This window comes from Nostoc sp. DSM 114161 (assembly GCF_052692665.1).
Window position 1 is genome coordinate 3,519,040 of sequence record NZ_CP195141.1, and the last position, 25,669, is coordinate 3,544,708.

The 25,669-nt window shown below is 42.1% G+C and carries 17 protein-coding genes and 2 tRNA genes; 7 read left to right on the forward strand and 12 right to left on the reverse strand.

Annotated elements, in window-relative coordinates; translation table 11 throughout:
- Positions 1 to 487 precede the first annotated feature (487 nt).
- Positions 488 to 5,440, forward strand: coding sequence for a PAS domain S-box protein (locus NSTC745_RS15385; protein ID WP_445637907.1), 4,953 nt, complete (start codon positions 488 to 490; stop codon positions 5,438 to 5,440).
- A gap of 23 nt (positions 5,441 to 5,463) precedes the next feature.
- On the opposite strand, the gene NSTC745_RS15390 is transcribed toward NSTC745_RS15385, so the two are convergent.
- Genes NSTC745_RS15390 through NSTC745_RS15405 form a run of 4 tightly spaced genes read right to left on the reverse strand, consistent with a single transcriptional unit; the run spans position 5,464 to position 7,450 of the window.
- Positions 5,464 to 5,757, reverse strand: coding sequence for an antibiotic biosynthesis monooxygenase family protein (locus tag NSTC745_RS15390; RefSeq protein ID WP_445637908.1), 294 nt, complete (start codon positions 5,755 to 5,757; stop codon positions 5,464 to 5,466).
- A 32-nt stretch (positions 5,758 to 5,789) separates the two neighbouring features.
- A complete protein-coding gene (locus tag NSTC745_RS15395) occupies positions 5,790 to 5,930 on the reverse strand; it encodes an AAA family ATPase (protein WP_445637909.1) in 141 nt (46 codons plus the stop codon).
- 58 nt (positions 5,931 to 5,988) lie between these two features.
- A complete protein-coding gene (locus NSTC745_RS15400; RefSeq protein ID WP_445637910.1) occupies positions 5,989 to 6,522 on the reverse strand; it encodes a GAF domain-containing protein in 534 nt (177 codons plus the stop codon).
- Positions 6,523 to 6,529: 7 nt separating this feature from the next.
- On the reverse strand, positions 6,530 to 7,450 hold the full coding sequence (locus NSTC745_RS15405) for a metallophosphoesterase family protein (RefSeq protein WP_445637911.1): 921 nt from the start codon (positions 7,448 to 7,450) through the stop codon (positions 6,530 to 6,532).
- A 136-nt stretch (positions 7,451 to 7,586) separates the two neighbouring features.
- On the opposite strand from NSTC745_RS15405, the gene NSTC745_RS15410 reads away from it, so the two are divergent.
- Complete coding sequence (locus NSTC745_RS15410) at positions 7,587 to 8,525, forward strand: hypothetical protein (protein WP_445637912.1); 939 nt, start codon at positions 7,587 to 7,589, stop codon at positions 8,523 to 8,525.
- 334 nt (positions 8,526 to 8,859) lie between these two features.
- Positions 8,860 to 9,690: an ATP-grasp domain-containing protein gene (locus tag NSTC745_RS15415; protein WP_445637913.1), complete on the forward strand. Its 831-nt coding sequence runs from the start codon at positions 8,860 to 8,862 to the stop codon at positions 9,688 to 9,690.
- Positions 9,691 to 9,791: 101 nt separating this feature from the next.
- Here the strand turns inward: NSTC745_RS15415 and NSTC745_RS15420 are convergent, their stop codons facing one another.
- Entirely contained in the window at positions 9,792 to 11,924 is a 2,133-nt protein-coding gene (locus NSTC745_RS15420; protein ID WP_445637914.1) for a GAF domain-containing sensor histidine kinase, read from the reverse strand.
- 311 nt (positions 11,925 to 12,235) lie between these two features.
- On the opposite strand from NSTC745_RS15420, the gene cobN reads away from it, so the two are divergent.
- Positions 12,236 to 16,351 (forward strand): cobaltochelatase subunit CobN, encoded by a 4,116-nt coding sequence (gene cobN, locus NSTC745_RS15425; RefSeq protein ID WP_445637915.1) that lies wholly within the window; start codon positions 12,236 to 12,238, stop codon positions 16,349 to 16,351.
- A 9-nt stretch (positions 16,352 to 16,360) separates the two neighbouring features.
- Complete coding sequence (locus tag NSTC745_RS15430; RefSeq protein WP_445637916.1) at positions 16,361 to 17,470, forward strand: peptidoglycan-binding domain-containing protein; 1,110 nt, start codon at positions 16,361 to 16,363, stop codon at positions 17,468 to 17,470.
- A gap of 131 nt (positions 17,471 to 17,601) precedes the next feature.
- On the opposite strand, the gene NSTC745_RS15435 is transcribed toward NSTC745_RS15430, so the two are convergent.
- From NSTC745_RS15435 to lipA, 4 genes are all read right to left on the reverse strand, one after another.
- Positions 17,602 to 18,057: a Fur family transcriptional regulator gene (locus tag NSTC745_RS15435; RefSeq protein ID WP_073643287.1), complete on the reverse strand. Its 456-nt coding sequence runs from the start codon at positions 18,055 to 18,057 to the stop codon at positions 17,602 to 17,604.
- Between the two features lie 465 nt (positions 18,058 to 18,522).
- The gene (gene sigC / locus NSTC745_RS15440) at positions 18,523 to 19,773 is read right to left on the reverse strand and encodes an RNA polymerase sigma factor SigC (protein ID WP_445637917.1); all 1,251 of its coding nucleotides are present in this window, start codon (positions 19,771 to 19,773) and stop codon (positions 18,523 to 18,525) included.
- Between the two features lie 605 nt (positions 19,774 to 20,378).
- The gene (locus tag NSTC745_RS15445) at positions 20,379 to 21,326 is read right to left on the reverse strand and encodes an NAD(P)H-dependent glycerol-3-phosphate dehydrogenase (RefSeq protein WP_445637918.1); all 948 of its coding nucleotides are present in this window, start codon (positions 21,324 to 21,326) and stop codon (positions 20,379 to 20,381) included.
- A 55-nt stretch (positions 21,327 to 21,381) separates the two neighbouring features.
- On the reverse strand, positions 21,382 to 22,266 hold the full coding sequence (gene lipA, locus NSTC745_RS15450; RefSeq protein ID WP_445637919.1) for a lipoyl synthase: 885 nt from the start codon (positions 22,264 to 22,266) through the stop codon (positions 21,382 to 21,384).
- 136 nt (positions 22,267 to 22,402) lie between these two features.
- On the opposite strand from lipA, the gene NSTC745_RS15455 reads away from it, so the two are divergent.
- A tRNA-Pro gene (locus NSTC745_RS15455) sits at positions 22,403 to 22,476 on the forward strand.
- 16 nt (positions 22,477 to 22,492) lie between these two features.
- Here NSTC745_RS15455 and NSTC745_RS15460 read toward each other — a convergent pair.
- The 3 genes from NSTC745_RS15460 to NSTC745_RS15470 all read right to left on the reverse strand — a co-directional run bounded on the left by NSTC745_RS15460 (position 22,493) and on the right by NSTC745_RS15470 (position 24,214).
- Positions 22,493 to 22,565 (reverse strand) — tRNA-Ala (locus NSTC745_RS15460).
- A gap of 27 nt (positions 22,566 to 22,592) precedes the next feature.
- Complete coding sequence (locus NSTC745_RS15465) at positions 22,593 to 23,318, reverse strand: HAD family hydrolase (protein WP_445637920.1); 726 nt, start codon at positions 23,316 to 23,318, stop codon at positions 22,593 to 22,595.
- On the reverse strand, positions 23,315 to 24,214 hold the full coding sequence (locus tag NSTC745_RS15470) for a class I SAM-dependent methyltransferase (RefSeq protein WP_445638615.1): 900 nt from the start codon (positions 24,212 to 24,214) through the stop codon (positions 23,315 to 23,317). Before NSTC745_RS15470 ends, NSTC745_RS15465 begins: the two co-directional genes overlap by 4 nt.
- 271 nt (positions 24,215 to 24,485) lie before the next feature.
- Here NSTC745_RS15470 and NSTC745_RS15475 point away from each other — a divergent pair, with 271 nt between their 5' ends.
- Positions 24,486 to 25,667, forward strand: coding sequence for an RtcB family protein (locus tag NSTC745_RS15475; RefSeq protein WP_445637921.1), 1,182 nt, complete (start codon positions 24,486 to 24,488; stop codon positions 25,665 to 25,667).
- Positions 25,668 to 25,669 lie beyond the last annotated feature (2 nt).

The window sequence follows — 25,669 nt, forward strand, 5'->3', positions numbered from 1 at the left end:
AGAAAGGTTATATAGCGGTTCCCAATCACATGAAGTACAGAAATTTGTAGGGGCGCATAGCTATCATACGTGTCAACTTAAGCTCGAACGCTTAATTTACCGTGGTTTTAGATCCCCCAACCCCGATAAATTGGGGGCAAAAGGCGCCCCTACCTTGTACCTCACGCTTATCGAGAAATGCTATAAACGCGCTTAATCGTATGCGTGGCGGAATAAGCTATTACGCTTTTAAATTGCACGCTTACTCATGCTGTTGGTGGTTGATAGTTAGCTGTCAACCGTCAACAGCCAACACGAAAATATGTGCTGCGTTAAATGCGCGACTTAGATATTCTTATCTTCGTTGTCCTTTTCTTGAGTACAGTTAGCGCTGATTTGTTTATTTTTTATGTGAGATAAATATTTTTTATCTAACGTTTAATTGTTGATTTATTATTAAGTTTGATTAAAAAATTATTTTTAATTAATAATTAATTTAATCCCTAATATGGATGCTCCAAAAATCAGAATTTTATTAGTTGATGATAACTTAGATAATTTAGATTTTTTATCAGATATCCTTCAAAATCAAGGTTATCAAGTGCAAAGTCTTCTTTCTGGAAAATTAGCGGTCGATAAGGCGATCGCTTCTCCTCCCGATTTGATTTTGCTAAATGTTATCTTACCAGACATGGATGGTTATGAAGTTTACCATGACTTGAAAAATTACCAAAAAACCGAAAATATTGCCATAATTTTTTTTGGCGCTTCAGATGAATTATTTGCCAAAGCCAAGGTCTATGATTTTTCCGATTTTGATTGTATTATTCAACCATTGAAAAATCAAGAAGTGTTATTACGCGTACAAAATCAACTGACTATCAAAAGGCTAAAAAAACAGTTAAAAGAAGAGATTCAAGAACGCCAACGTCTGAAATTTGAGTTAAATATTCGCCAGAGGCAAACACAAGATATCTTACCAGAAATTAGCTTTAACAAAGATTTAACAACAAATTTTAGAATAGTAGAAGAAAGTGCGATTAAGCTCCGCACTCATAATTTAGTACTAACGCGATTAGCGCAAAATCAAACCCTTTACCAGGGTGACTTAAAAGCAGCGTTGAGCGCAATTACAGAAACTGCTACCCAAAATATTGGGGTGGAACGAGCCAGTGTTTGGCTATATGACGATAAAAGGACGAAAATCCAATGTTTTGATTTATTTCAGGCGAGTCTGAATCGACATAGCGAAGGAATTTCCTTATCAGCAGCAGACTATCCAGCTTATTTTGCAGCTTTGCAGCAAGACCAGATAATTGCCGCTGATAATGCCCACATCGATCCCAGAACGAAAGAATTTTCGGCGTCTTACTCAAAATTAAATATCACTTCCGTACTTGATACACCAATCAGGCTGGAGGGAAAAACAGTAGGAGTTTTATGTCTGGAAGCGGTGGGTGGCGTTCATTCTTGGACATTAGAAGACCAAAATTTTGCTCGTTCTTTGGGTAATTTAGTTTCTTTAGTACTGGAAGTACGCTCTCGCCAACGTGCAGAAGCGGCGCGACGCGCTTCTGAAAAAAAGTTAGCATCGGCTTTTCGGTCATCTCCTGACCCCATTGCTTTAATTACTGTTCCTGATAAACGCTATATCGAAGTTAACGACAGTTTTTGTCGGTTTTTTGGTTATTGTCGCTCTCAAGTTATCGATCGCACCGATCAAGAATTGAATATTTGGGTGAATCCAGAAGAATATAATTTGGTTACTCACACCCTGCGACAAACTAAAGCTATTCGCAACCACGAAGTTGATTTTCGCATTTGTTCTGGAGAAATCAGGACGACCTTATTTAGTGCGGAAATGATCGACATCGACGGACAATGGTATGTACTGGGCACCGCCAAAGATATCACTGAACGCAAACAAGCAGAAAATGAAAGCCGTTTGCTGCTGTTGACAACCCAAGCCATCACTCGCGCCAGTGATGTTAACAACGCCTTAAGAGTGGTTTTGCGTTTAATTTGTCAGACCATTAGCTGGGATTTTGGCGAGGCTTGGATACCCAATGAAAATAACATTGTTTTAGAACACAGTCTGGGTTGGTATGCAGAAGAAGACAGCTTAGAAGAATTCTGCCGTCAAAGCAAAACTGTTACATTTGGTTTCGGAGCGGGACTACCAGGGCGAGTTTGGCAGAATCAGGAGCCAGAATGGATAGAAGATGTTTCCCAAGTAACAGAGCCGATTTTTTTGCGATCGCTACAAGCTGCAAAGGTCGGATTAAAAGCTGGTTTTGGCGTTCCCATATTGGCTGGTAACCAGGTATTAGCTGTTTTAGTATTTTTTAAGCGTAGTGCAGTATTAGTAGACCGGCGTTTGCTTTTATTGGTGAGTGCTGTTGCTACTCAGTTGGGTGGGTTAATTGAACGCAAACGCGTTGAACAAGAACTCGGTTTAGCAAACGAACGCCTACAGTATCTGCTCACTTCTAGTCCTGTAGTGATTTATAGCAGCAAAACATCAGGAGACTTTAGCACTACATTTATTAGTAAGAATGTTAGAGCAATGGTTGGCTACGAAGCCGCACAATTTCTTGAGAATCCCACTTTTTGGTTAGATCGCGTCCACCCAGAAGATTTTAAATTGGTCTCAAGAAAATTTAGTAAGCTAGTTGAGCAAGAATACAATTCTTACGAGTATCGCTGGTTACATGCTGACGGAACTTATCACTGGTTCTACGAAAAGATGAGGTTAATTCGTGACGAAGTTGATGAGCCAATAGAATGCGTTGGTTATTGGGCAGATATTAGCGATCGCAAACTGGCAGAATTCGCTGTCCAAGAAGGGAGACAACGATATCAACTTTTAGCAGAAGCTTCCCCTGCTTGTATTTTTTATACCAACACTAATGGTAGTATATTATACTTTAATCAACGCTGGAGTGAAATTACTGGTTGCACCGTTGAAGAATCTTTGGGGATGGGTTGGGTAAATGCTGTGCATCCAGATGATTTAGAGCAACTGTTAATCGCATGGAATCAAGCAACAACATCCGGCAGCAAGTATAAGTACGAACATCGCTTTTGTCATGAGAATGGCTCAATTGTCTGGGTAATTTGTCAGGCTTTGCCGGAATTTGCAGAAGATGGAGAAATTAAAGGTTATATCGGTATGATTACCGATATAACAGAGAGAAAATTGGCAGAAGAAGCCCTGCGTGAGAGTGCAGAACGGGAAAGAGCGATCGCCCAAGTGATTCAAAGGATGCGCCAAACACTGGATTTAGAGACTATATTTGCAGCCACAACCCAAGAATTACGGCAAGTATTGAATTGCGATCGAGTTGCTGTCTATCGTTTCAATGCCAACTGGAGCGGCAAATTTATCTCTGAGTCAGTAGCAGACGGTTGGATTTCGCTGATAGAAGAACTGAAAAATGACCCCCATTTGACACAAGGGATGATAGAAAATGGCCGTTGCCTAACGAAAATCTTGGATCGGTCAAATGACCAAACGCAAAATACTTACCTCCAAGATCTGTACGCCCAAGGTGCAAGTTTCAGGTGCATCCCAGATATCTACAACGCTGGGCTTCATCCTGCTTATATCAAACTCTTGGAACGGTTTCAGGCAAAGGCTTACATTATTGTTCCGATTTTATCTGGCGATCGGCTTTGGGGGTTGCTAGCAAGTTATCAAAATTCAGATTTCCGCCAATGGAAACCAGAAGAAGTCAACATAGTAGTTCAAATTAGCAATCAGTTGGCAGTTGCTTTACAGCAAGCGCAATTGCTGGCACAAATGCAAAGGCAATCACAAGCACTGCAAGAAGCTGCGATCGTTGCCGATGCTGCTAACCGCGCCAAAAGTGAATTCCTCGCCAACATGAGCCACGAACTGCGTACCCCACTCAACGCCATCCTTGGTTTTACGCAACTCATGAGCCACGATGATGCTTTATCTACCGAACATCAACAAAACCTAGCAATCATCAATCGCGCAGGCGAACATCTTCTCAACTTAATAAACGACATTCTGGAAATGTCTAAAATCGAAGCTGGGAGAATGACATTGAATCTCAGCAGTTTTGACTTAATTCACCTTTTGCAGAACCTCGAAGAAATGTTGCGTTTCCGCGCCACTTCCAAAGGATTAGAGTTGGTATTTGAATATACATCTGACCTTCCCCAAGTTATTCAAGCCGACGAAAGTAAACTGCGTCAAGTTTTGCTCAACCTCTTGGGAAATGCAATTAAATTTACTGATGCTGGAAGGGTGCTGCTGCGCGTGGGAATGGGGCATGGGGCATGGGGCATTGGAGATGAGGGAGACAAACAATTCAAAATTCAAAATGACGCTCTCTACGAGACGCTACGCGAACGCGGACACGGCTTAGCTGGGCTAACAACATTCAAAATGAAGAACCATTCTTCTGCGTCCTGCCTCCTACCTCCTGCTTCTGGCAATGCCCAATGCCCAATGCCCAATGCCCATCTCTACTTCGAGATCGAAGACACTGGTTGCGGTATAGCTCCACAAGAAATTAACTTGTTGTTTCAAGCTTTTGGGCAAACTGAAACTGGAAGAAAATCACAACAGGGTACAGGGTTGGGTTTAGCGATTAGCCGCAAATATGTGCAACTTATGGGGGGAGATATTAGTGTTAGCAGCGCTATTGGGCAGGGAAGTAAATTTAGCTTTGATGTTCAAATTGGTCTAGGCGCAGCCAGTGAAGTGAACGTCAAGCAGACTAGACGGCGAGTTTCCAGTTTAGCGCCTGGTCAAAATCAATACCGCATTTTAGTAGTTGATGACTCTACAGATAGCCGTTTAGTGCTAATTAAAATCCTCGACTCCATCGGTTTTGTTGTGGAAGAAGCTGCAAATGGTCAAGAGGCGATCGCACTTTGGGAGCAATGGCAACCACACCTCATATTAATGGATATGCGGATGCCGATTATGGACGGCTACCAAGCTACAAAAATTATAAAAACTAGAGAAATTCAGCGCAGAGAAAATATTTTGCAATGCCTCGTTTCCCATACCCATACTATAATTATTGCCTTAACTGCTCATGCCTTCGAGGAACAAAGAGAGGCAATGATCGAAGCGGGTTGTGATGATTTTATTAACAAGCCCTTTCGCGAGGAAGAATTACTAGAAAAATTGCAACAATATTTAGAAGTTCAATATATTTATCAAGAACAAAGCTATCAGAGCGTAAATCCAAACCAAGACAAAGCAGAATTAATATTAACGCTGACAGATTTAGCTCCGATGATATCTGCTATGTCATCTGAATGGTTGAAAAAGATACACAATGCCGCAGCTCAATGTAGCGATGACTTAATTTTAGAGTTGATTGAGGAAATCCCATTAGAAAATGCTGCCTTGCGACGCTTTATAAGCGATTTGGCTCATAATTTCCAATTTGAGAAAATTATGGAGTTGGCCAAATAATTACAGGGCTGAGTAATTAGTATCTAAATTTCAACTTTTTGAAAATGTTCAACTGTGGGAAATGGATCGTAAAAATGATGTAGAAGTTTTTTCCACTCTTGATACTCAACAGAACCTCGAAATCCTACAGTATGAGATTCTAAGCTTTCCCATCTCACAAGTAATAAATATTTTCCTTCTACTTCTATGCATCTGTGCAATTCATGAGATAAATATCCATTCATAGAAGAAATAATTTTGGCAGCTTTTTTGAAATTACTTTCAAAATCTGGTTCCAAACCTGGTTTCACATTCAGTATTGCAGCCTCAAGAATCATATAATGTTTGTTTAGCGAGAATTAAGTTTATGTTATACCGATTCTCCATCAAGAATACTCGATTTACCCACGCCATTAATACCAATAAGTACTGTTGGCTGGGTTTCATCGAACTCTAGTGTCAAATCGCTGATTCCACGGAAGGATTGCATTTTCAAACGCTTGACTTTCATAGTTTTTACTTGGCTGAACTTAATTTAATACAGCTAAGAAATCGGTTGCAAAAAACACCTAATTAGAAGCAGACTTGACATAATCAACTGTCAAAGGTGTGATTTTTTCCACAATCTTATTAATCACCACTCGTTCGTATTCACTCCAAATTCTGGGATGACCAAAAATGCTTGGTTGTAAAACACCCCAGAGTTGACCATCCTGTTGAATGTGGGCATGAATTAAAGCGCGATGCCCAAAGTTCTCCTGTTCAAATTTGCGATTTAAAACTTGAGAATCAGCCGTTTCCACATCTTCTACAAAGATTGAAGGTTTGCCACGCAGTGCAGCGGCAAACATGGGATCTTCATCTGAAAAAGATAGAGGTTGCGGTTCCCAATTTTCACTGTAAATCGTCGGTATGTCTGGCGTGCGAACCCAACAAAAGGCAACTTTACCAAGATTTAATTGGGGATTGTGCAAATATACAAAACATCGATCGCACTGCAAAAACTCAACCACAGCTGGTAACAATTCAGAAAATAGAACATCCGGTGTTGGAGATGATTCTATAATATTGGCGATCGCCGCAGGAATATCTGGCTGATTCATAGTCTAACTAAGCTAATTTTAATTGAATAATACCTTTATCAAAAACGCGATTATCGGTAGCGATCGCACTTACTTCTATTCTATCTGGATACACTTCATACGCCGCAAAACTCAACCTTTCGGCAGAATATTCTGTCCACTCAGAACGCCCCACAGGACGAGTACCCGCACCACCACCAGTAATTAAATAAGTGGTTCCATTAATTGCACGGGTGCGTTCGTAATGATGTTCGTGGCCATTTATATAAACTTGAACGCCGTATTTTTGAAACAGCGGAGTAAAAGTTTTAATAAACTCTGGATTACTTCCATATACACCAGATGCATAAATTGGATGATGCCCAAATACAACTTTCCAAGCGGCATTACTGCGACTTAATTCTTTCTCTAACCAAGGTAGCTGATTTTTCCAATCAGCATTACTATTAGTATCTAAAGCGAAAAATTGTACAGTTCCACGACGAAATGTATAATATCTTTTTCCGTTCATATTAAAACCGACATATTTCACTTGTGCTTCGCCATTTCCAGTGCGAATATCGTGATTGCCTAAACAAGCTTGAAATTTTACGCCCTGCTTGAGCAAAGCTTGATAGGGACGTTCAAAAACTGCACTAATTTTCTCAATTTCGCCGTTATTATAAATGTTATCTCCAGCTAAAACGACTAAATCATAAGGATTTTGTTTGTGATACAAATTCATTGCCCCAGCCACCGCATACTGTCCTTTAGCACCAGTTCCTGTATCTGCAACAGACACAAAACGTAATAACAAGTCTTTTTTCGGTGGGTTGGCGGCTATGGCTGTTGTAGAATCGCTAATCTCAGCATTTTGATAATTTTTTTGACTTAACATCCAGCCCAAAAATCCCGTACTTATAGCACCCAGGCTACTTAAAAATAAAAATTGACGGCGTTTCAGGTTCATAACTCACCAAATTTAATAAATAGTTAGTTTCCAGAGAAGTAATGTGCTTTTGAAGTGATACATTAAGGCAAAAGAGGCAGCACCAGTAATAATGTACGTTGTTTGTCTTTGATTCGCTGCTTTTGGTGAAAGTTCCATGTCACAAGACAATCCAAAACCGACCGATGAGCAGGTAAATAAACCTCCCCAAAAACCTTACCAGAGAGTTCAGCCAATTTGGAAGGCTAAAATTATCCAAATTCTTCGCGGGACAATTGGGGTTTTAGAAGTAACAGTCGAGAAACTGGAGACAGCACCGCCACCTGGCGCACAAGAAACTCCTGGTTTTTTGCAACAGCTTCAGTCGCGCTGGGGTGGACTATTAAGGACAGTCCGCTTATTTTTGCCATCAAATTTATCAACAAAGTTATCAGATACAGCTTTGACGGGAATTATTACTGGAATTGCCATAATTCTCGTTTGGACAACTACAACTATCTTCAGTAGTAAACCTACGGAAGTAGCAACACTTCCACCAGTTGAAGAGATTCCGACACCAACGCCAACCATAACTACTCCACCGGAGTCAGTCACGCCAGAACCACAGCCACCAGAACCACAGCCGCCAGAAGAAATTACGCCGCCGCCAGAAGAACTTACGCCGCCAGAAGCACAACAACCACCCCAAGAAATTACGCCGTCACCAGAACCAGAACCGGAACCAGAAGTAATTCCCACGCCAACGCCAACGCCAACACCAACACCAACTATAGAATTGACACCCGAACAAGCCTTAATTGTGGCTATTGAAAATCAGGTAGCGGAAATTAGCGATCGCATCGCCTCTGGTCTGATAAAGTCAATTCAAGCCAACTTCCGCACTAGTAATCTCACTGTCAAAATTAATGACGATTGGTACGCTCTGCCAGAATCTCAACAGGATCGACTCGCTGCCGAGATTTTACAACGTTCTCAACAGCTTGATTTTACTCATTTAGAAATTATCGACTCCCAAAATCGCCTGGTAGCGCGTAACCCAGTAGTTGGGAATGAAATGGTAATTTTTAAACGACAAACAATAAGTTCAACAACTTAGAAATTGGCGTTGCATATATTGAGAACCAGGATTTTTAGATTTCAATATCTAAATTCCATACCTTATTTGTGCAACGCCCTAAAAGCATAAAATTGTGAAAAAATAAAATAAAGAATAAATTATTTAATTAAGTATCAAATCTTTGTTTATCTCATTTTTGTATTCACTAGAAAATTGATGATAAACTATTGCATTATCTAATATATAGGTGTATTTTAGAGATTGACTTTTTCAAAAATTACAAAAAGGCTCAATTGATATTTATCAATTGCAGCAAAGCTTGTCTTGTGAATTCCTATAATCACCTAATTTAAAAGTAGAGCTTCAAGCATTTATGTTAGACAACGTTTCGCTACTGCTCCAAGCTTGTGAAAACTTAAATATCAGCTATGAAATTATTCATCCTACTGAAAATTTAATTAAAGTAAAATTGAATAATAAACACCATTATTTTTGTAATTATAGCACTCCGTTAATTAATCAAGCAGTAGCAAAGATTTTGAAAGATAAGGAATATACTTATCATATTTTAAATAAAAAAATTAAACTTCCTCGAACAATCGGTTTTCTTTCGCCTTACTGCGATCTTCAATATAAAATATACTTAAAATTTCCAACTATTGAAGATATTATATTAGAAATTCAAGATAACTTTAAAACACCTGTGATTGTCAAAAGAAATTCTGGTTCCAGCGGACACAACGTCTTTTTATGCCAGAATCAAGATGAAATTGAAAATGCTATAAAACAGATTTTTGATATCAATCACAAGTATGATTATGTAGCTCTTGCTCAAGAAGTAATTCACATCAAATCAGAATATAGAGCAGTTTTCTTAAATAAAGAGTTAGTTTTACTCTATGAAAAAGATATAAGTAACGCGAATTTTATAGGTAACTTAAGTCCTCTCCACTGGGATGGCGCTAAAGCCAAATATATCAGCGATCCACAAATATTGTCAGAAATTGATAATTTTGTCAGACCAATTTTTGAAGAATTAGACCTTGATTATTGTGGTTTAGATATCGTATTAGATAGAGATAATCAATATTGGTTAATTGAAATTAATTCTCATCCTAATTATACGATTTTTACCAGAGACAATGGTAAAGAATATGTGTTGAAAGTGTTTGAAAAAATGCTAACAAATTTAGCGTCAAAATAATTTAGAGCATTGGGTATAGGGCATGGGGCATAGGGAGACAAAGAAGAACAATTGTTAACTTCTAACTCCTCACTCCTAACTCCTAACTTTTAACTCCTAACTCAGCACTCACTACTGTGTACTTTCACTGCCTGAGTTGGTATCCATACAGTAAAAATTGAGCCAACACTCACCGTTGATTCTACTTCGATTCGACCGCGATGGAGTTCTACGAGTTGTTTAGTTAAAGCTAGTCCCAGCCCAGTACCTTCATAGCGGCGGCGATAGGGTGTATCGAGTTGCTGGAATTTCTCAAACAGTAGTGGTAATTTTTCTTCAGGAATGCCAATTCCGGTGTCTTCAACTTGAAAAATAGCAGTATCGTCTTCTACCCAAAGGCGTAGAGTAACATTGCCATTTTCGGGAGTGAATTTAATCGCATTAGTTAACAGATTCCAGAGAATTTGTTCTACTCGTTCGGAGTCAGCAGTAAAGCGATCGCGCTTTTGATCGATTTGCAAATCAAGTTTAAGATTTACTTGTTGGCTTGTTGCTTTTTGTCGCAGTGATTCTACAGCTTTTTGGGCAACATTCACCAAAGAAAACTCGGAAATGCTTAAAGCTGTCTTACCAGCCTCGATTTGTGATAAATCGAGGATGTCATTGATCATTTCTAATAAATGTTCTCCACTATCGTGGATTGTTTGCAGATAATCCCGTTGTCGTTGACTTAATTCACCCAAAGGCCAGCGTAACAACGTCGAAGACATGCCAATCACATAAGTTAAAGGCGTAAGTAATTCATGACTGATGGTAGCGAGAAATTCATTTCTCAGGCGGCTAGCAGCTTCGGCGGCTAACAAGGCGTCGCGTAACGCCCTTGTACGTTCAATAACTCGTTCTTCCAGGGTTTGTTTTTCTTGGGTGAGGGTTTGCATTAACTCAGCTTGATGAATAGCGATCGCTAATTGTTCGGCGATGGAAGTGAGCAAATTTTTTTCACTATCAGCCCACTGACGCGGTTTATCGCACTGATGAGCAATTAGCAATCCCCAAAGTTTTTCCTCAAAGATAATCGGTGCAGCCAACTTTGCCCGGACTTTGCATTCCCTTAAAAAATTTAACAAACACTCTTCTAAAGCATAAGTTTTTTCGACATCATCCACAGCTAAAGTAAAGCCTTGGCGATACTTCTCCCAACATTGAGAAGTTGGGAAAAAGCAATTTCTTTCTCTGTAATTCAATACCGATGTAATACTATCTTTACCACGGGCTTCATAGACAACATAACCCCGATATTTTTGATGTTCTTCTGGCAATGGGCTATTAGCTGGCACAGACATCGGGAGTCTGCGGTTATTGCGATCGCCAGAAAAATCCAAGTCTTGACTTTCTCCAATTGAGATTTCCGGTTTGATACCACTAGCTAAAATTCCCTCTGTTGTAGCCACTGCCGTACCATTGAAATCAGCGTTATCAAACTGGTATTGTTGAGTCTTGACTTTGGAACCCTGAAATTTATAAATTACTAATCTGTCTAATTCCAGAAACTCGCGCACCTGTGTAATTGCCGTTGCCATAATTACTGGCAAATCAAGGCTTTTGCGGATCTGCGTTGTTACTTGGTTTAACAGCTGTTCTTGGGAAACTTGTTTTTTTAGGGCATCTTCTACTGGCTGACAAATATAAACAGCCGGCCCAATTGCACTAGGAGGTGGTATTATTTCTTGGCTTGGCTGAGTTAGAAAATATTCTAATAACAACAGCGTAAATTTACTTTGCAGCGTCGGATCGTTAGGCTTAATAACTTGGCGATAGCCTTCGAGATTTTGATAAGTATTAGAATTGCACTCAAACAAATCTCTCAATTCTAATATAAAAGAGGCGATCGCCTCCATATTAAATGTCAATGTAGTAGAGACGCGATTAATCGCGTCTGTACAAGAGACAGAATTAATCGCGTCTGTACAAGAGACAGGGTTAATCGCGTCTGTACAAGAGTTATCAGCAGGTAGTTGTTCTCCCTCATCTCCCTTCAAATTCCCCAACAACAGCGCACTAAAACCCTCAGAAAGTACTACTGTAAACCTTTGGCTTTCCCACTCCACAGGTAGGCGAATCGACGCCAACATAGCTTCTGTCATTACCACCGGACTTCCCAGCGTTTGAGCCATCTGCTCTAACAATTCCCCAAGCTGATTGAATACAACAACAGGCAAGGTTCGAGAAAGGCTCAAATCAGGAGAACTCAGCATTTTCAATCATTCTGGTAAGAGAGGGCTGAATGCAAGGACGAAAGTTTATTTTTCTTAAGAAAAAACTCAAAACTCAGGAGCAAAGATAGAGATGCTCCGCCAAGGCGTCAGAATTCAGGAGAAATCAGAGCTTGAGTCGGTGATGAGTATTAGTCGAAACTTCGTCCACTTGTGGGCGAAACAAAGTTCAAAATTCTTCCTTGTTAAAACTCCATACATTAAAGTATGGAGCCTTCTGAATTCGGAATTCTGAATTCTGACTCCTTTTTTATTGTGTACTAATCAATAGTTTAAGACGGTAATAGAAGATTATGCATCGTATTAGTGGCATATCAGGTGGATTGAATCAGTCAGAGAGTTTAATTTTTATAGAACAAACTCCAGCGACCTTAGTCTTGATTACGGCTGCTGATACCGACATTCAAACCTTGGCGGCTGCGCTTGGCAAATTACCTGCACCCTTTCCCACATTCAGAGTCGCCAACCTGTTGCAATTGCAGCAACAATTAACTATAGATACTTACGCAGAGCAAGTTTTAGAACATGCCGAGGTAATAATTCTGCGCCTCTTAGGAGGACGTTCCTACTGGGCTTATGGCTTAGAAGTAGTGCAGGAAATTGTGCAACGTAATGGTACAACCCTCATTGTAATGCCCGGAGACGACAGTCTCGATCCCGAATTAATCTCCCAGTCTACCGTGCCTTTAGGCATTGTTAACCAGGTATGGCAGTATTTTAGTGAAGGCGGCGTAGAAAATTTTGTTAATGCTTTGCAATTTATCGCCGACACTTGTCTGTTAACTACATACAATCCTCCACCACCCCGGCGCATCCCGCGTGTGGGATTGTATGAATGGGGAGTGAGGAGTGGGGGAGCAGAGGAGCAGAGGAGCAGGGGAGCAGGGGAGCAGGGGAGCAGAGGAGAGTTTGAACTGGATTCATCCACTTCGGAACTGGATTTATCCACCTTTAAACTGGATTCATCCACCTCGGAACTGGATTCATCCACCTTTGAACCTCAAAGTTTACAATCCCCAGTCCCCAATCCCCAATCCCCAATCCCCAATCCCCAGTCCCCAATCCCCAAAGTCGGCATCCTCTTCTACCGCGCTCATTATTTAGCGGGAAACACTAGGGTAATCGATGCTTTATGCCAAGCCTTAGTAGAGAAAAATTTACAACCCGTACCAATTTTTGTTTCCTCATTGCGCGAACCGGATGTTCAAGTCGAGTTGAGTGAATTTTTTCAACCCAAAGAAGCGGAAGCAATTGGGCTGCTGCTCAATACCACCAGTTTTTCTCTAGCAAGGTTAGAAAGCGAGACACCCCAAACCGAACTATGGGAAAAGTTAGATGTGCCTGTATTGCAAGTTATCCTCAGCGGCGGCTCGGTTGAACAGTGGGAGTTACAGTTTAAAGGTCTTTCTCCCCGCGATATTGGGATGAATGTAGCGCTACCAGAAGTAGATGGGCGAATTATTACTCGTGCTGTGTCTTTTAAAGCGGTGCAAGCTCGTAATTCCGATTTAGAGACAGATGTGGTAGTTTATGAACCGCTGAGCGATCGCATCGAGTTCGTTGCTCAACTAGCAGCAAATTGGGTGCGCCTCCGTTCAAAACCACCCCAAGAGCGCCGAATTGCCCTAATTCTGGCAAACTACCCCAACCGCAATGGACGCCTAGCTAATGGCGTAGGACTCGATACCCCAGCTAGTTGTGTAGAAATCCTGCAAGCGTTACACCAAGCAGGGTATCAAGTAGAAAATCTACCTGCTCATGGAGATGAGTTGATTCAACGGCTAACATCTGGCATCACCAACGATCCCGAAAGTCGAGAATGGCGTCCGGTGCAGCAAAGTCTCTCTTGGGCAGAGTATCAACAATATTTCGCTTCATTACCGCCAGCAGTGCAACAAGGTATTAGCGAACGGTGGGGAAATTTAGAGCAGGGAAGTAATCAAGAATTATTCCCCCCTGCCCCCCTGCCCCCCTGCCCCCCTGCCTCTTTCCCCATTCCCGGAATTCAACTCGGCAACATCTTCGTGGGAATTCAACCACCAAGGGGTTATGATAATGACCCCAGTTTGAATTATCATGCACCAGATTTAGAACCAACCCATGCTTATTTAGCTTTTTACTATTGGGTTAGAGAATGTTTCGGTGCTGATGCTGTAGTTCATGTGGGCAAACACGGAAATTTAGAATGGCTACCGGGTAAAAGTGTGGCTTTATCGAGTAATTGTTATCCAGAAGTAGCTTTCGGCGCACTTCCCCACCTGTACCCGTTTATTGTCAATGACCCTGGTGAGGGTTCCCAAGCCAAACGCCGCGCCCAAGCTGCGATTATAGATCACCTGACGCCGCCCATGACTCGCGCAGAACTTTACGGTTCTTTGCAACAGTTAGAAAATTTAATTGATGAGTATTATGAAGCGGAAAGTTTAGATCCTTCCCGTTTACCAACAATCCGCGATCGCATCCGGGAATTGATTCTTCAAGAAAATTTACATCTCGATTTAGGAATCCAAAACGAAGAAATTTTAAATTCTGAATTTAGAATTTTGAATTCATTAGATGGTTATCTTTGCGAACTCAAAGAAGCTCAAATCCGCGACGGCTTACACATTTTTGGGCAATGTCCAAAAGGACAGCAATTAAGAGATTTAATAGTAGCGATCGCTCGCATACCCAATCGCTATTCTTCAGGTATTACCCGCGCCATAGCCCAAGACTGGGGTCTAGACTTCGACCCCCTCACAGCAGACCTTTCCATGACTAGCGGTCAATATTCCGTAGTCAATGGCACAGAATGTCGCACCATCGGTGATATTGTTGAAGTCCTAGAACAACACGCCGCCCTGCTAGTAGAACAAATCATTAACCAGAATTCAGAATTCAGAATTCAGAATTCAGAACTCCCAACTCCTAACTCCTCACTCTTAACTCCCCACTCAGCACTCAGCACTACCTTAGACTGGATACGCGATCGCCTCCTTCCCGCTTTACAAAAAACTGACCAAGAGATTACCTATTTATTACACGGACTCGATGGCGGATATATCCCCAGCGCCCCATCTGGCGCACCCACCCGCGGACGCCCGGAAGTTCTACCAACAGGTAAAAACTTTTATTCTGTGGATATTCGCGCCATTCCCACAGAAACAGCTTGGGATATCGGTAGGAAAGCCGCCGAAACCCTTGTTGAATATTACACCCAAGAACATGGCGAGTATCCAAAAACACTAGGCTTATCATTGTGGGGAACTGCCACCATGAGAACTGGAGGCGATGACATTGCCGAAGCCTTGGCTTTACTGGGAGTCAGACCTGTATGGGATGGTGCAGCCCGGCGAGTCGTGGATTTTGAAATTTTGCCTCTGGCAGTTTTGGGGCGTCCCCGCGTAGATGTCACCTTGCGAATTTCCGGATTCTTCCGCGATGCATTTCCCAACTTAATTGATTTATTCGCTCAAGCAGTGACAGCGGTGGCAAACTTGGATGAACCCCCAGAACAAAACCCTCTCGCCCTTGCAGTTCGCCAAGAGACTGATTTGTGGACTCAACAAGGTTTAACTTTAGAAGCAGCAAAAGTGCGATCGCTTTATCGCATCTTTGGTTCTCGCCCAGGTGCCTACGGCGCCGGACTCCAAGGCCTAATAGAATCGCAAAACTGGACAGATGACCAAGACTTAGCCCGCGCCTACATCAACTGGAGTTCTTACGCCTATTCCTCAGGAGGGGTAGCAGGGGAGCAGGGGAGCAGAGGAGCAGAGGAGCAGGGAGCAGGGGGAGCTGAAACTCTTCCTAATTCCCAATGCCCAATGCCCAATGCCCCATTCCCAATGCCCACTCCCGAAATCTTCGAGCAACGCCTAGCCCAAATGCAAGTCGTACTCCACAATCAAGACAACCGCGAACACGACTTACTCGATTCTGATGATTATTACCAATTCCAGGGAGGCCTAACTGTTGCGGTGCGTTCTCTACAAGGAAAAAATCCCCAAACCTATTTCGGGGATCATTCTATACCCGCCCAACCGCGAATCCGCCAACTAAGAGAAGAAATCGCACGAGTGTATCGTTCTCGCGTAGTTAATCCTAAGTGGATTTCGGGAGTCATGCGTCACGGTTATAAAGGTGCTTTTGAAATGGCAGCAACAGTGGACTATTTATTCGCCTATGATGCTACAACTAAATGTGTCGAAGATTATATGTATCAAGGCATTGTACAAGCTTATTTACTCGATCCGGTTGTTTTAGAATTCATTGAGGAAAAAAACCCATATGCACTGCGTGATATTGCTGAAAGATTATTAGAAGCACACAAGCGCAATTTATGGCAGGATGTAAATATAGGAACACTAGAAACCTTGAGAAACCTAGTACATCAAGCTGAAGCAGTTATCGAAGAAAAATCAATGGTGTAGGAAAAAAATATGGAGAATCTTGCGTATTTACACCTAGCTCACGCCTATGAAGACGGCACGCCCAGTGAACTGATTTCCCTCAGTTCTTTGTTAAACAATGCAACTGCACCAGACTGGGGACGGCTTTCTGGAAAGGCTTGGAAGTATATGCTGCCCCTTGCTCTGTCTTTGTCTATTCTTAGTGCTGTCAGCAGCGTCATGGCACTGGAAAGAGGCGACCAAGGGCCTTCTGTCAGAAATTTACAACAAAAGTTAAAATCAGCAGGTTTTTATCAAGCTCCCATTACCCAAGTATATGACGCATCCACAGAACAATCTGTGCGCCGCTTCCAAAAGGCTGCTGGCATACAAGTAAATGGTGTTGTTGGATCGACCACTTTACAAAAATTAGAAAGCTGGCAAGCTAAAAAGCCTAGTCCCACAACTACACAAGCTAAAAAAACTAGCGCTACAAGTTCAGCTAGTTCAGCAACCAACCAACGCCGCGATTCTAACTATTTGATGAAGGGAGATGAAGGCGAAAATGTTAGAGTTTTGCAAGAACGCTTAAGAGTCGCAGGCTTCTATTACGGGAACGCTACGGGAATATTTGGCCCGATTACTGAAGAATCTGTTAAGCGCTTCCAAGATTCTTACAACTTAAGCGTTGATGGGATTGTTGGCCCGGCAACATTGAGTAAATTGCCACCAGTTGGTGTTGGTGATGGAGAAGAAGCTCCTAAAAAGGTAGCAGATCGAAGCAAACTCCGCCTTGGCGATCGCGGTGAGCCAGTAAGATTACTTCAAGAACAGCTAATTCAAGCAGGATATTTAGAGGGAGAGCCAAATGGCTACTATGGCCCCTACACTGCCGATGCCGTCAAGAGATTTCAAGCAGCTAATTTTTTGGCAGCAAGCGGTGTTGCTGGCCCAACTACTAGAGCTAAATTATATAGCTCGATAAATACTGCCCCAAAAAGCGACTTTAGCGTCCTGGAAATCCAAACGCGATTGCGGGAGCGCGGTTTTTATAAAGGCAAGCTCAACGGTGTAATGGCAGATGACACCAAAAAAGCAATTAAACAAGCCCAAGAATTCTACGGCATTAGCCTCAAGGATCTTAAGAGCGGACGCTTTTAGCATCCGCTTTGGTGTTGTTAGTATCAGTCCTCAACTGGTTGCTTGCCTCCAGTAACAGTAAACAAAGGAACTGCTCAAAATTCCATTTATTTGGTTAATTTGAGTAGTTTCGTTTTTTATCTACCCAACTGCTAAAGCGGCATCAGCGCTCGTTGGCACTTGGGACATACAGCATGGATGGTCATTTGACAGTCAAGTAAATGAAAGCCTTCTTTTTGAGCAGTTTTCGCCCCAATTTTTAAAATAGAGTCGTTTTTAAACTCAATCGTTGAGTTACAGCGAACACAAATTAAGTGATGGTGGTGATGTGGATAGGGCTGGTTGAGTTCATAATGCTTATGTCCCTCACCTAGTTCTAGTTCCCGTAGAATCCCCATTCTCGCCATCAACTTCAAAGTCCGATAGATAGTTGACAGACTGATCCCTTCGCCATCAGTTTCTAACCGATGATAAAGATCTTCCGCACTCAGATGTTCACCTTGCGGAAGTTCTTGAAAAATGTGTAAAATTGTTTCGCGCTGCGGAGTTAAACGCCAGCCTCGTTCGTTCAGTTCTGCTTTGAGTGAAGTAGTTGTGTAGGCAGTCATAGCTAATATTTCTCAACAAAGCTTGTTAGTTGAGAATATAACAAATCTTGGGAGCAATTTGCAACAATCATTGCTTATTGAGAATCTTTACTAAAGGCTCAAGAAAAATTCATCAAATATTGATAAATAATCAGCTAACAATCGATCCCCACCTTCAAGATATTCTGAGCAAAGGTCTGGGGAAAGTGCTGTAAGCTTAGATGCAAATAATTAGCCATAAGCTTGTAATAAGTTTTGTGTATGCCGATCGACATGGAGTCTCAATACTTGTCGGGTTTTGGGGAAAAGGGGAAAGAAAAAACCTTTAACCTTTTCCCCAAATCCAATTCCGAGTTAAAAATCCACTGAAGCAGCAGTATTGCATACAGTCTTTTATTGCTAGTCACATGACAAGACACAAAGTCTGAACGTGGCTTGCCGACGTTCAGACTTTGTAAAAAAGGACTAATGACAAATGACCATTGACTAACTTAGAGACTCCAAATAATCGCGGATGAGGTTGCGGCGCTTGGGTTGGCGTAGCTTTTGCAAAGCCTTGGATTCAATTTGTCGTACTCGTTCCCGTGACAAATCGAGAGCGCGTCCAATTTCTGCTAAAGAATAAGGATGACCATCTGCCAAACCAAATCGCATCAAAATTACGTCGCGTTCGCGGCTAGTCAAATCTGACAGAAGATGATGCAAGTCTTTTTGTAAAGATTCTCGCATTAACATCTCTTCTGGAGTTACATTGTCAGTTTCTAGTAATTCTCCTAACTCAGTATCTTTATCTTTTCCTACTTTGGTTTCCAAAGACACGGAGCGAGGAACCCGCAACAAAACTTCACGTACTTGAGTAGGTGTCATTTCCAACTCAGTTGCTAGATCCTCTAGAGTCGGAGTGCGACCTTTTTCTTGAGCAATTTTGCGTTGGGCTTTTTTGATTTTGTTTAATTTTTCTGTAATATGAACAGGTAGGCGGATTGTGCGACTAGAAGTAGCGATCGCCCGTGTAATTCCCTGACGAATCCACCAGTAAGCATAGGTGCTGAAGCGATAACCCTTAGTGGGGTCAAATTTTTCTACAGCCCTTTCTAAACCTAAAGTACCTTCTTGGACTAAATCCAACAATTCCAAACCACGATTTTGATACTTCTTAGCAACAGACACAACCAGGCGAAGATTAGCCTTAATCATGTGTTCCTTTGCCTGGAGTCCTTGGGACTGGATTTGTTCCAATTCTTCTACTGTCAACTTGGCAATTTCAGCCCAGCGACGTTTACCCTCTGCCAAAATCGGTCTGAGATCCGATACCATGACACCAGCAGTGGCAGCCCACCTTTCCAAAGACGGTCGATGTCCTAGTTCTGAAGTCAAACGCTCTTGAACTTCAATTAACTTTTGATAAGGTGAAATTACCTCATCTCCTTGCTTTGCTGCATTAGCAAGCACTATCCGCATCCGCAAGTAGCGCTGAACTTTTTGAGCTTCTGAAACCTCTTCATCCCGCCCTAACAACCTAACCCGACCAATTTCCTGAAGATATAGACGTACAAGATCTGTACTCCGGCGGTTAGCGTTAGCAGCAAAGCTAGCATGGTCTACAGAAGCCATTTCTAACTCTTGTAGATCGTCTACCGATAACTCACTTTCGTCAACTGTGAGATCCGAGTCCAAAACCTGGCGGGACTTTTGGGTATTGTAGGCGGCATCTGCATAAAAAGATGTTGCTGGCATAAAACGTCTCAATGGCTCCAGGTAACAATAGATTAGGGTCAGCTTAAGATTACGGTCAGCTATTCAACTGTTGCTATTGTTCCCGTGATTTACGATGAACTAACACGGTAGAGAATTCCATTACTATTAATTTTTTGATAAAATTAGGGTAATGGTTTTATTGAATACAGTATTACTGAACTTAATCGGCTGCTAAGTTTCTGATTGAACCAATAGCTATTCAATTCCGCAGCAAGGCTTTCAATATCTAAACTACTTAGTTAAGATTTCAAATTTGATGGTTTTTGATAGTTACTTTTGTAACATTGTATAAACATAATTCAGTGAATATCTTGTTTATATTTGTCATAGTCACATTTACATGGCTACCAAAGTAATATCCTGACGATTTATCAATTTTTTCTCAGGATTATTTGGGAATAAGTTTAACTAATAGATCTGGAAGAACTGATTAGTGGAGGAAGAAGACGCGGTGACGCAAAAACAGAAGAAGAGGCAGCGCTGAGAGACTTTTTGCTATGAAGCCTCAGTATCATCAATGGTGTCCGTGTCCCCGCGTCCCCGCATCCCCGTGTGCTCTTTCCCTGCGTCGCCGTGTCTGCTTATTAGTAGTTATACTCAGGTTTGATATCTCGCAGCATCAGTTCATCAAGTGCTTGTCTGGGTGTGATATCACCCTGAAGTAAGCGATAAACTTGCTCGGTAATTGGCACAGCAATGTTTTGTTGCTTGGCTCGTTGTATCAAAACCCGACAAGTGTTAACTCCTTCAGCGGTTCCTTGTAAATTTGCCAGAATTTCTGTGAGTGTCTTACCGCCAGCTAGCTGATAGCCGACTTGGTAATTGCGACTTAAGGGACTGTTGCAGGTTGCTAACAGATCTCCTAGACCGGATAAACCATAAAATGTTTCCGTCTTCGCGCCCCAGTCGTTACCGACGCGAATTATTTCTGTAAGTCCGCGGGTGACTAAAGCAGCTTTGGCGTTAGTTCCTAGTTGTAAACCATCGCACACACCAGCAGCGATCGCAATCACATTTTTCAGAGTTCCCCCTAGTTCTACACCAAGGGGATCGAGATTGGTATATACCCGGAAACGATGTGAAGAAAATACTAACTGCACTACTTCAGCAGCCGTGGGAATATTACTCGCTACCACCGTTGCTGCTGGTAATTCTTGTTCAATTTCTTTAGATAAATTCGGCCCTGATAGAACAACTACTGCATGGCTAGGGAATATTGTTTGCCAAATTTGCGACGGGGTACAGGTGGTTTCGGGGTCTAACCCTTTCGTTGCTGTGATGAAAATTGTTTCTGGAGAAAGGGGAAAAGAGTGGACTTGGCAAGCAACATCTCTGACACCTGTCATAGAGATAGCCGACAGGATTATTTGGACATCTTTTAATACTGCTTCAAGAGTTTGAGAGCCGTGACGCGACCAAAGACGCACCTCATGACCATTCGCCGCTGCTAGATTTGCCAGCGCCATACCCCAAGCACCCGCACCCAGAATTGCAAGGGAGAATTTTGAGTTGGAGTACATCTGCTCACTCATAACTTTATAATTCCTAACTCCCAACTTCCAACTCTCAACTCCCAACTCCCAACTCCTAACTCCTAACTTTTGAGCGTGGATAACGTTCCATCAATTCCCTGACTTGTTCTGCGTGATATGAGCTTCTTGTCAATGGTGAAGAAACAATTTGTAAAAATCCTATTTCTTCGCCGAATGCCTTCCAAGCAGCAAATTGTTCTGGGTGGATAAATTCATTTACTTTCAGGTGTTTTTGACTGGGTTGGAGGTATTGCCCAATTGTTAAAATGTCGCAATCTACAGTTCGTAAGTCTTGCATGACTTGGCGAATTTCGGCATCGGTTTCACCGAGTCCAACCATGATACCGGATTTAGTGTAAGTGCTAGGAGAAAGTTGGCGAGTTCGCTGCAATAATTCTAATGTGCGATCGTAGTTTCCTTGAGGACGCACCCGGCGATACAAGCGTGGGACGGTTTCCGTATTATGGTTTAACACCTCTGGTGCAGCTTGTAAAATCACCTCTAAAGCATCCCAATTACCGCACAAGTCAGGAATTAGCACTTCAATTGTGGTGTTGGGTGAGACGTTACGAACTGCATTAATACACCCTACAAATTGAGATGCACCGCCATCTGGCAAATCATCTCGGTTTACAGAAGTGATTACCACATGATTAAGTTTCATCCGCCGAACAGCTTCCGCTAGCCGCGCAGGTTCAGTGGGGTCTAGTGCTTTAGGTTTTTTCTCAAAATCGATATCGCAGTAGGGACAAGCACGCGTACAAGCCGGCCCCATAATCAAAAAGGTGGCAGTACCAGCGTTGAAGCATTCACCAATATTCGGACAGGACGCTTCCTCGCAAACTGTATTGAGGGCTAAATCCCGCAAAATGTCTTTAACGTTACCGATGCGCTCACGCTGAGGTGCTTTCACCCGCAACCAGTCTGGTTTTACAGTCACAATCCGCTTTTACCACTAAAGTTATACAAATTTTATGGTAGCAAGCAAAGCCTTTGGTGAAGCGATCGCATATAGATGTAATTTTGTTATTTGGCATAGCTTGTGATATTTTAGATTTATAATGCCATTTTTATGGCGGGATGTAGCGCAGCTTGGTAGCGCACTTCGTTCGGGACGAAGGGGCCGCTGGTTCGAATCCAGTCATCCCGATTTGTAGAGCGACATATGGAGAATAGGGAACTCGAATCCCTGACCTCTGCGGTGCGATCGCAGCGCTCTACCAACTGAGCTAATTCCCCGTAATCAATTCACCAATCAATATTTTATCATTCAGTTACTGATGGCTGGGACTGTTTTTGAGAATAAACTTCCTCGACGCGTTCGAGTTCCAAATCGCTGAGATAATCTACAGTCCAGTTACAGCAGCGCTGAAGCATGTGGAAGGGGTAAGTATTCGCTACACCCACAACTTGCATGTGCGATCGCTTTGCTGCTTGAATACCAGCTGGTGTATCTTCAATTGCTAGACACTCTTGGGGTTGCAGATTCAATTCCGGATATTCTTGGTTCAACTTTTTCACCGCCAGTAGATAACCATCGGGTTCTGGTTTACTGGTAGTGATGTCATCACCCGCCACAATAATTTTAAAATGTTCGGTCAGTTTAACCCGATTGAGTACCAGTTCTATTTCTTTGCGAATAGCACCGCTGACTAATCCTAATTTCAGATTGCGCGATCGCACTTTAAATATCAAGTCTTCTACACCTGGATATAAAGGCAGTTTCTCTATTTTTTCCAGTTCTAGTGCGTAAGCTTCGGCTTTGCGGTGCAGCAGTTGAGTTAAATATTTTTCGGTAACGACTCTACCACGATTGGCGAATAGTTGAGTAAAACAAGCGCTATCGGTGCGTCCCAAAGAAGCTTGACGCTCATCAACCCGCTGCGGCTGGAGATTTTCTTGAATGAGAATCTCATCAATCAGTTGCAGGTGGATGCGCTCATCGTTAATGATGACACCATTAAAATCAAAGAGAACTGCCTTTAAACTCATGCGATTATGCCAAAAGCTGGCGATCCAAGTTCCTCCAAATTATTATTATCTATTGTGGTGTCTATTGAACTTGCACTATATTGACGGATATTTTCGGATGTTATGGGTTTAATGCCGCTAGTTACCTGATTTATCCACCAAACATCTTGAGTTCGCACTGCTTCAAATCCTGCTGCACCCATATTCGCTTCAACGCTACCATTGGCATATTCACGAATATATGGTTCTTCAAAAAGGTCATTGAGCCATTCTAATTGACGCAGAGTCTTTTGATTGCCATCTTGAATTAACACTTGTCCTCCAGTTACCAGCAACCGGAAGCTTTCTCGCAAAATTGCTAATGATACTGCATCTGGTATTTCGTGAAATAGTAAAGAAGCTATCACCAAATCAAACGAAGCATCACTCAAACCGGTTTTCTCAGCATTCCCATGTCGCCAGACTATATCTAAACCAGCAGTTCGGCTTTTATCTTCTGCCCTTACCAACATATAAGGTGATAAATCCAAACCAATAACTTCAGCTTCGGGAAAAGCCTGTTTTAACATTAAAGTAGTGGTACCCGTACCGCAACCTAAATCGAGTATGCGTCGTGGTTTCACCTTCACAGCATCAATTAAAGCCTGACGAACAACACTTTCGCTAGGCGGCAGAACATATTGGGTTATGGGATCGTAAGTAACTGCTGCATCGGAGGTGAGATATCCGCCCTTAATTCCGTGAAAATTTTGGCTGCTGTAGTACGATGGAATTATGACATCAGCTCGGCGAAAGCGATCGCTTTCTTTCTCCCAATCAATACTCTGTTGATAACGCCGCAACCCATCTTCATCAATGAAAAAACGCGCTACAGGCGATAAAAAACGTTCCCAGATTGTATCTTGACGCACTGCCATAGGTATATCACCAAGTGTAAAGACTGTTTTAATTAGAGTCATTTTCTTTACAAATTTTAATACATATTTTCATTTTGTGGCGATCGGGCTGACGCTTAAAACCGAAACATACTACACTTATAATACAAAATGGTATTTGTAAGCTGGGCATTAATAATGTTGACTGAGGAATTTGCTGTCCTCCCCCTGCCCCGTGCCTCCTACCTCCTACCTACCTGATGCCAAATTACCAATTTAAAAACTAAAATTGAAAATCCAAAATTAGAAAATTATGCCCTACGAAAAGTTAGAAATTACTACACCAGCACCCGTTTTATCTTGGGCGAATCACGCTTTGGGGGCAGAAGAAACCAAGATGGCAAAGAATGTGGCATCGCTGCCATTTGTATTTAAACACCTAGCTTTAATGCCAGATGTTCATTTAGGTAAAGGCGCTTTAGTCGGTTCTGTAATTGCCACCAAAGAAGCAATTATCCCTGCTGCTGTGGGGGTGGATATTGGTTGCGGGATGTGCGCTATCAAAACGCCATTTACTGGCGAACAATTGGAAGGTAAACTCAAAAAAATCCGCTTGGATATTGAAGCAGCAATTCCTACAGGATTTAACGAAAACAAAGATGTTGAAAAACCTGTCACCAATTGGCAAGGCTGGAATGATTTTAAAGACTTGCATCGCGGCGTACAAGACATCCAAAGCAAAGCGATGAAACAAATGGGTTCTCTGGGTGGAGGGAATCATTTTATTGAAGTGTGTCTCGATACAGAGAATCAAGTTTGGTTAATGTTGCATTCTGGTTCGCGCCACATTGGCAATAATCTAGCTCAGTGTCACATTAACACAGCCAAGGAATTAGCCAAGATGGCAGGTGAGAAATTACCAGATCCCGATTTGGCTTACTTTGTCGCTGGTACGCCAGAATTTCAAGCATACTGGCACGATTTACAATGGGCGCAAGAGTATGCGCGTGTCAACCGCGATGTGATGATGGCGCGTTTTAAGCACATAGTCGAGAAGCATGTTGCAGGTGGAAAGGCTACTAAACCTTTATTAGAGGTGAATTGTCATCACAATTACGCCGAAAAAGAAGTGCATTTTGACGAGGATGTTTACGTTACTCGTAAAGGTGCAGTCCGCGCCCAAACAGAAGATTATGGCATTATCCCTGGTTCAATGGGGGCAAAGTCTTTCATTGTTAAAGGTAAAGGTAATGCCCACAGCTTTTGTTCTTGTTCTCATGGTGCAGGCCGTTTATTGTCTAGAAATAAGGCAAAAAATGTCTATACACTTGATGATTTGATTGAGCAAACTCAAGGGGTAGAATGCCGAAAAGATAGCGGGGTTTTGGATGAAATTCCTGGTGCTTATAAACCGATAGAACAAGTGATGGCAAATCAAGCAGATTTGGTTGAAGTTGTAGCAACGCTAAAGCAAGTTATGTGTGTGAAAGGATAAAA

Bases quoted from the DNA above. Each gene is read 5' to 3' on its own strand.
- NSTC745_RS15385 (WP_445637907.1), top strand. From the start codon at position 488: ATGGATGCTCCAAAAATCAGAATTTTATTAGTTGATGATAACTTAGAT.
- NSTC745_RS15390 (WP_445637908.1), bottom strand. From the start codon at position 5,757: ATGATTCTTGAGGCTGCAATACTGAATGTGAAACCAGGTTTGGAACCA.
- NSTC745_RS15395 (WP_445637909.1), bottom strand. From the start codon at position 5,930: ATGAAAGTCAAGCGTTTGAAAATGCAATCCTTCCGTGGAATCAGCGAT.
- NSTC745_RS15400 (WP_445637910.1), bottom strand. From the start codon at position 6,522: ATGAATCAGCCAGATATTCCTGCGGCGATCGCCAATATTATAGAATCA.
- NSTC745_RS15405 (WP_445637911.1), bottom strand. From the start codon at position 7,450: ATGAACCTGAAACGCCGTCAATTTTTATTTTTAAGTAGCCTGGGTGCT.
- NSTC745_RS15410 (WP_445637912.1), top strand. From the start codon at position 7,587: ATGTCACAAGACAATCCAAAACCGACCGATGAGCAGGTAAATAAACCT.
- NSTC745_RS15415 (WP_445637913.1), top strand. From the start codon at position 8,860: ATGTTAGACAACGTTTCGCTACTGCTCCAAGCTTGTGAAAACTTAAAT.
- NSTC745_RS15420 (WP_445637914.1), bottom strand. From the start codon at position 11,924: ATGCTGAGTTCTCCTGATTTGAGCCTTTCTCGAACCTTGCCTGTTGTT.
- cobN (WP_445637915.1), top strand. From the start codon at position 12,236: ATGCATCGTATTAGTGGCATATCAGGTGGATTGAATCAGTCAGAGAGT.
- NSTC745_RS15430 (WP_445637916.1), top strand. From the start codon at position 16,361: ATGGAGAATCTTGCGTATTTACACCTAGCTCACGCCTATGAAGACGGC.
- NSTC745_RS15435 (WP_073643287.1), bottom strand. From the start codon at position 18,057: ATGACTGCCTACACAACTACTTCACTCAAAGCAGAACTGAACGAACGA.
- sigC (WP_445637917.1), bottom strand. From the start codon at position 19,773: ATGCCAGCAACATCTTTTTATGCAGATGCCGCCTACAATACCCAAAAG.
- NSTC745_RS15445 (WP_445637918.1), bottom strand. From the start codon at position 21,326: ATGAGTGAGCAGATGTACTCCAACTCAAAATTCTCCCTTGCAATTCTG.
- NSTC745_RS15465 (WP_445637920.1), bottom strand. From the start codon at position 23,318: ATGAGTTTAAAGGCAGTTCTCTTTGATTTTAATGGTGTCATCATTAAC.
- NSTC745_RS15470 (WP_445638615.1), bottom strand. From the start codon at position 24,214: ATGGCAGTGCGTCAAGATACAATCTGGGAACGTTTTTTATCGCCTGTA.
- NSTC745_RS15475 (WP_445637921.1), top strand. From the start codon at position 24,486: ATGCCCTACGAAAAGTTAGAAATTACTACACCAGCACCCGTTTTATCT.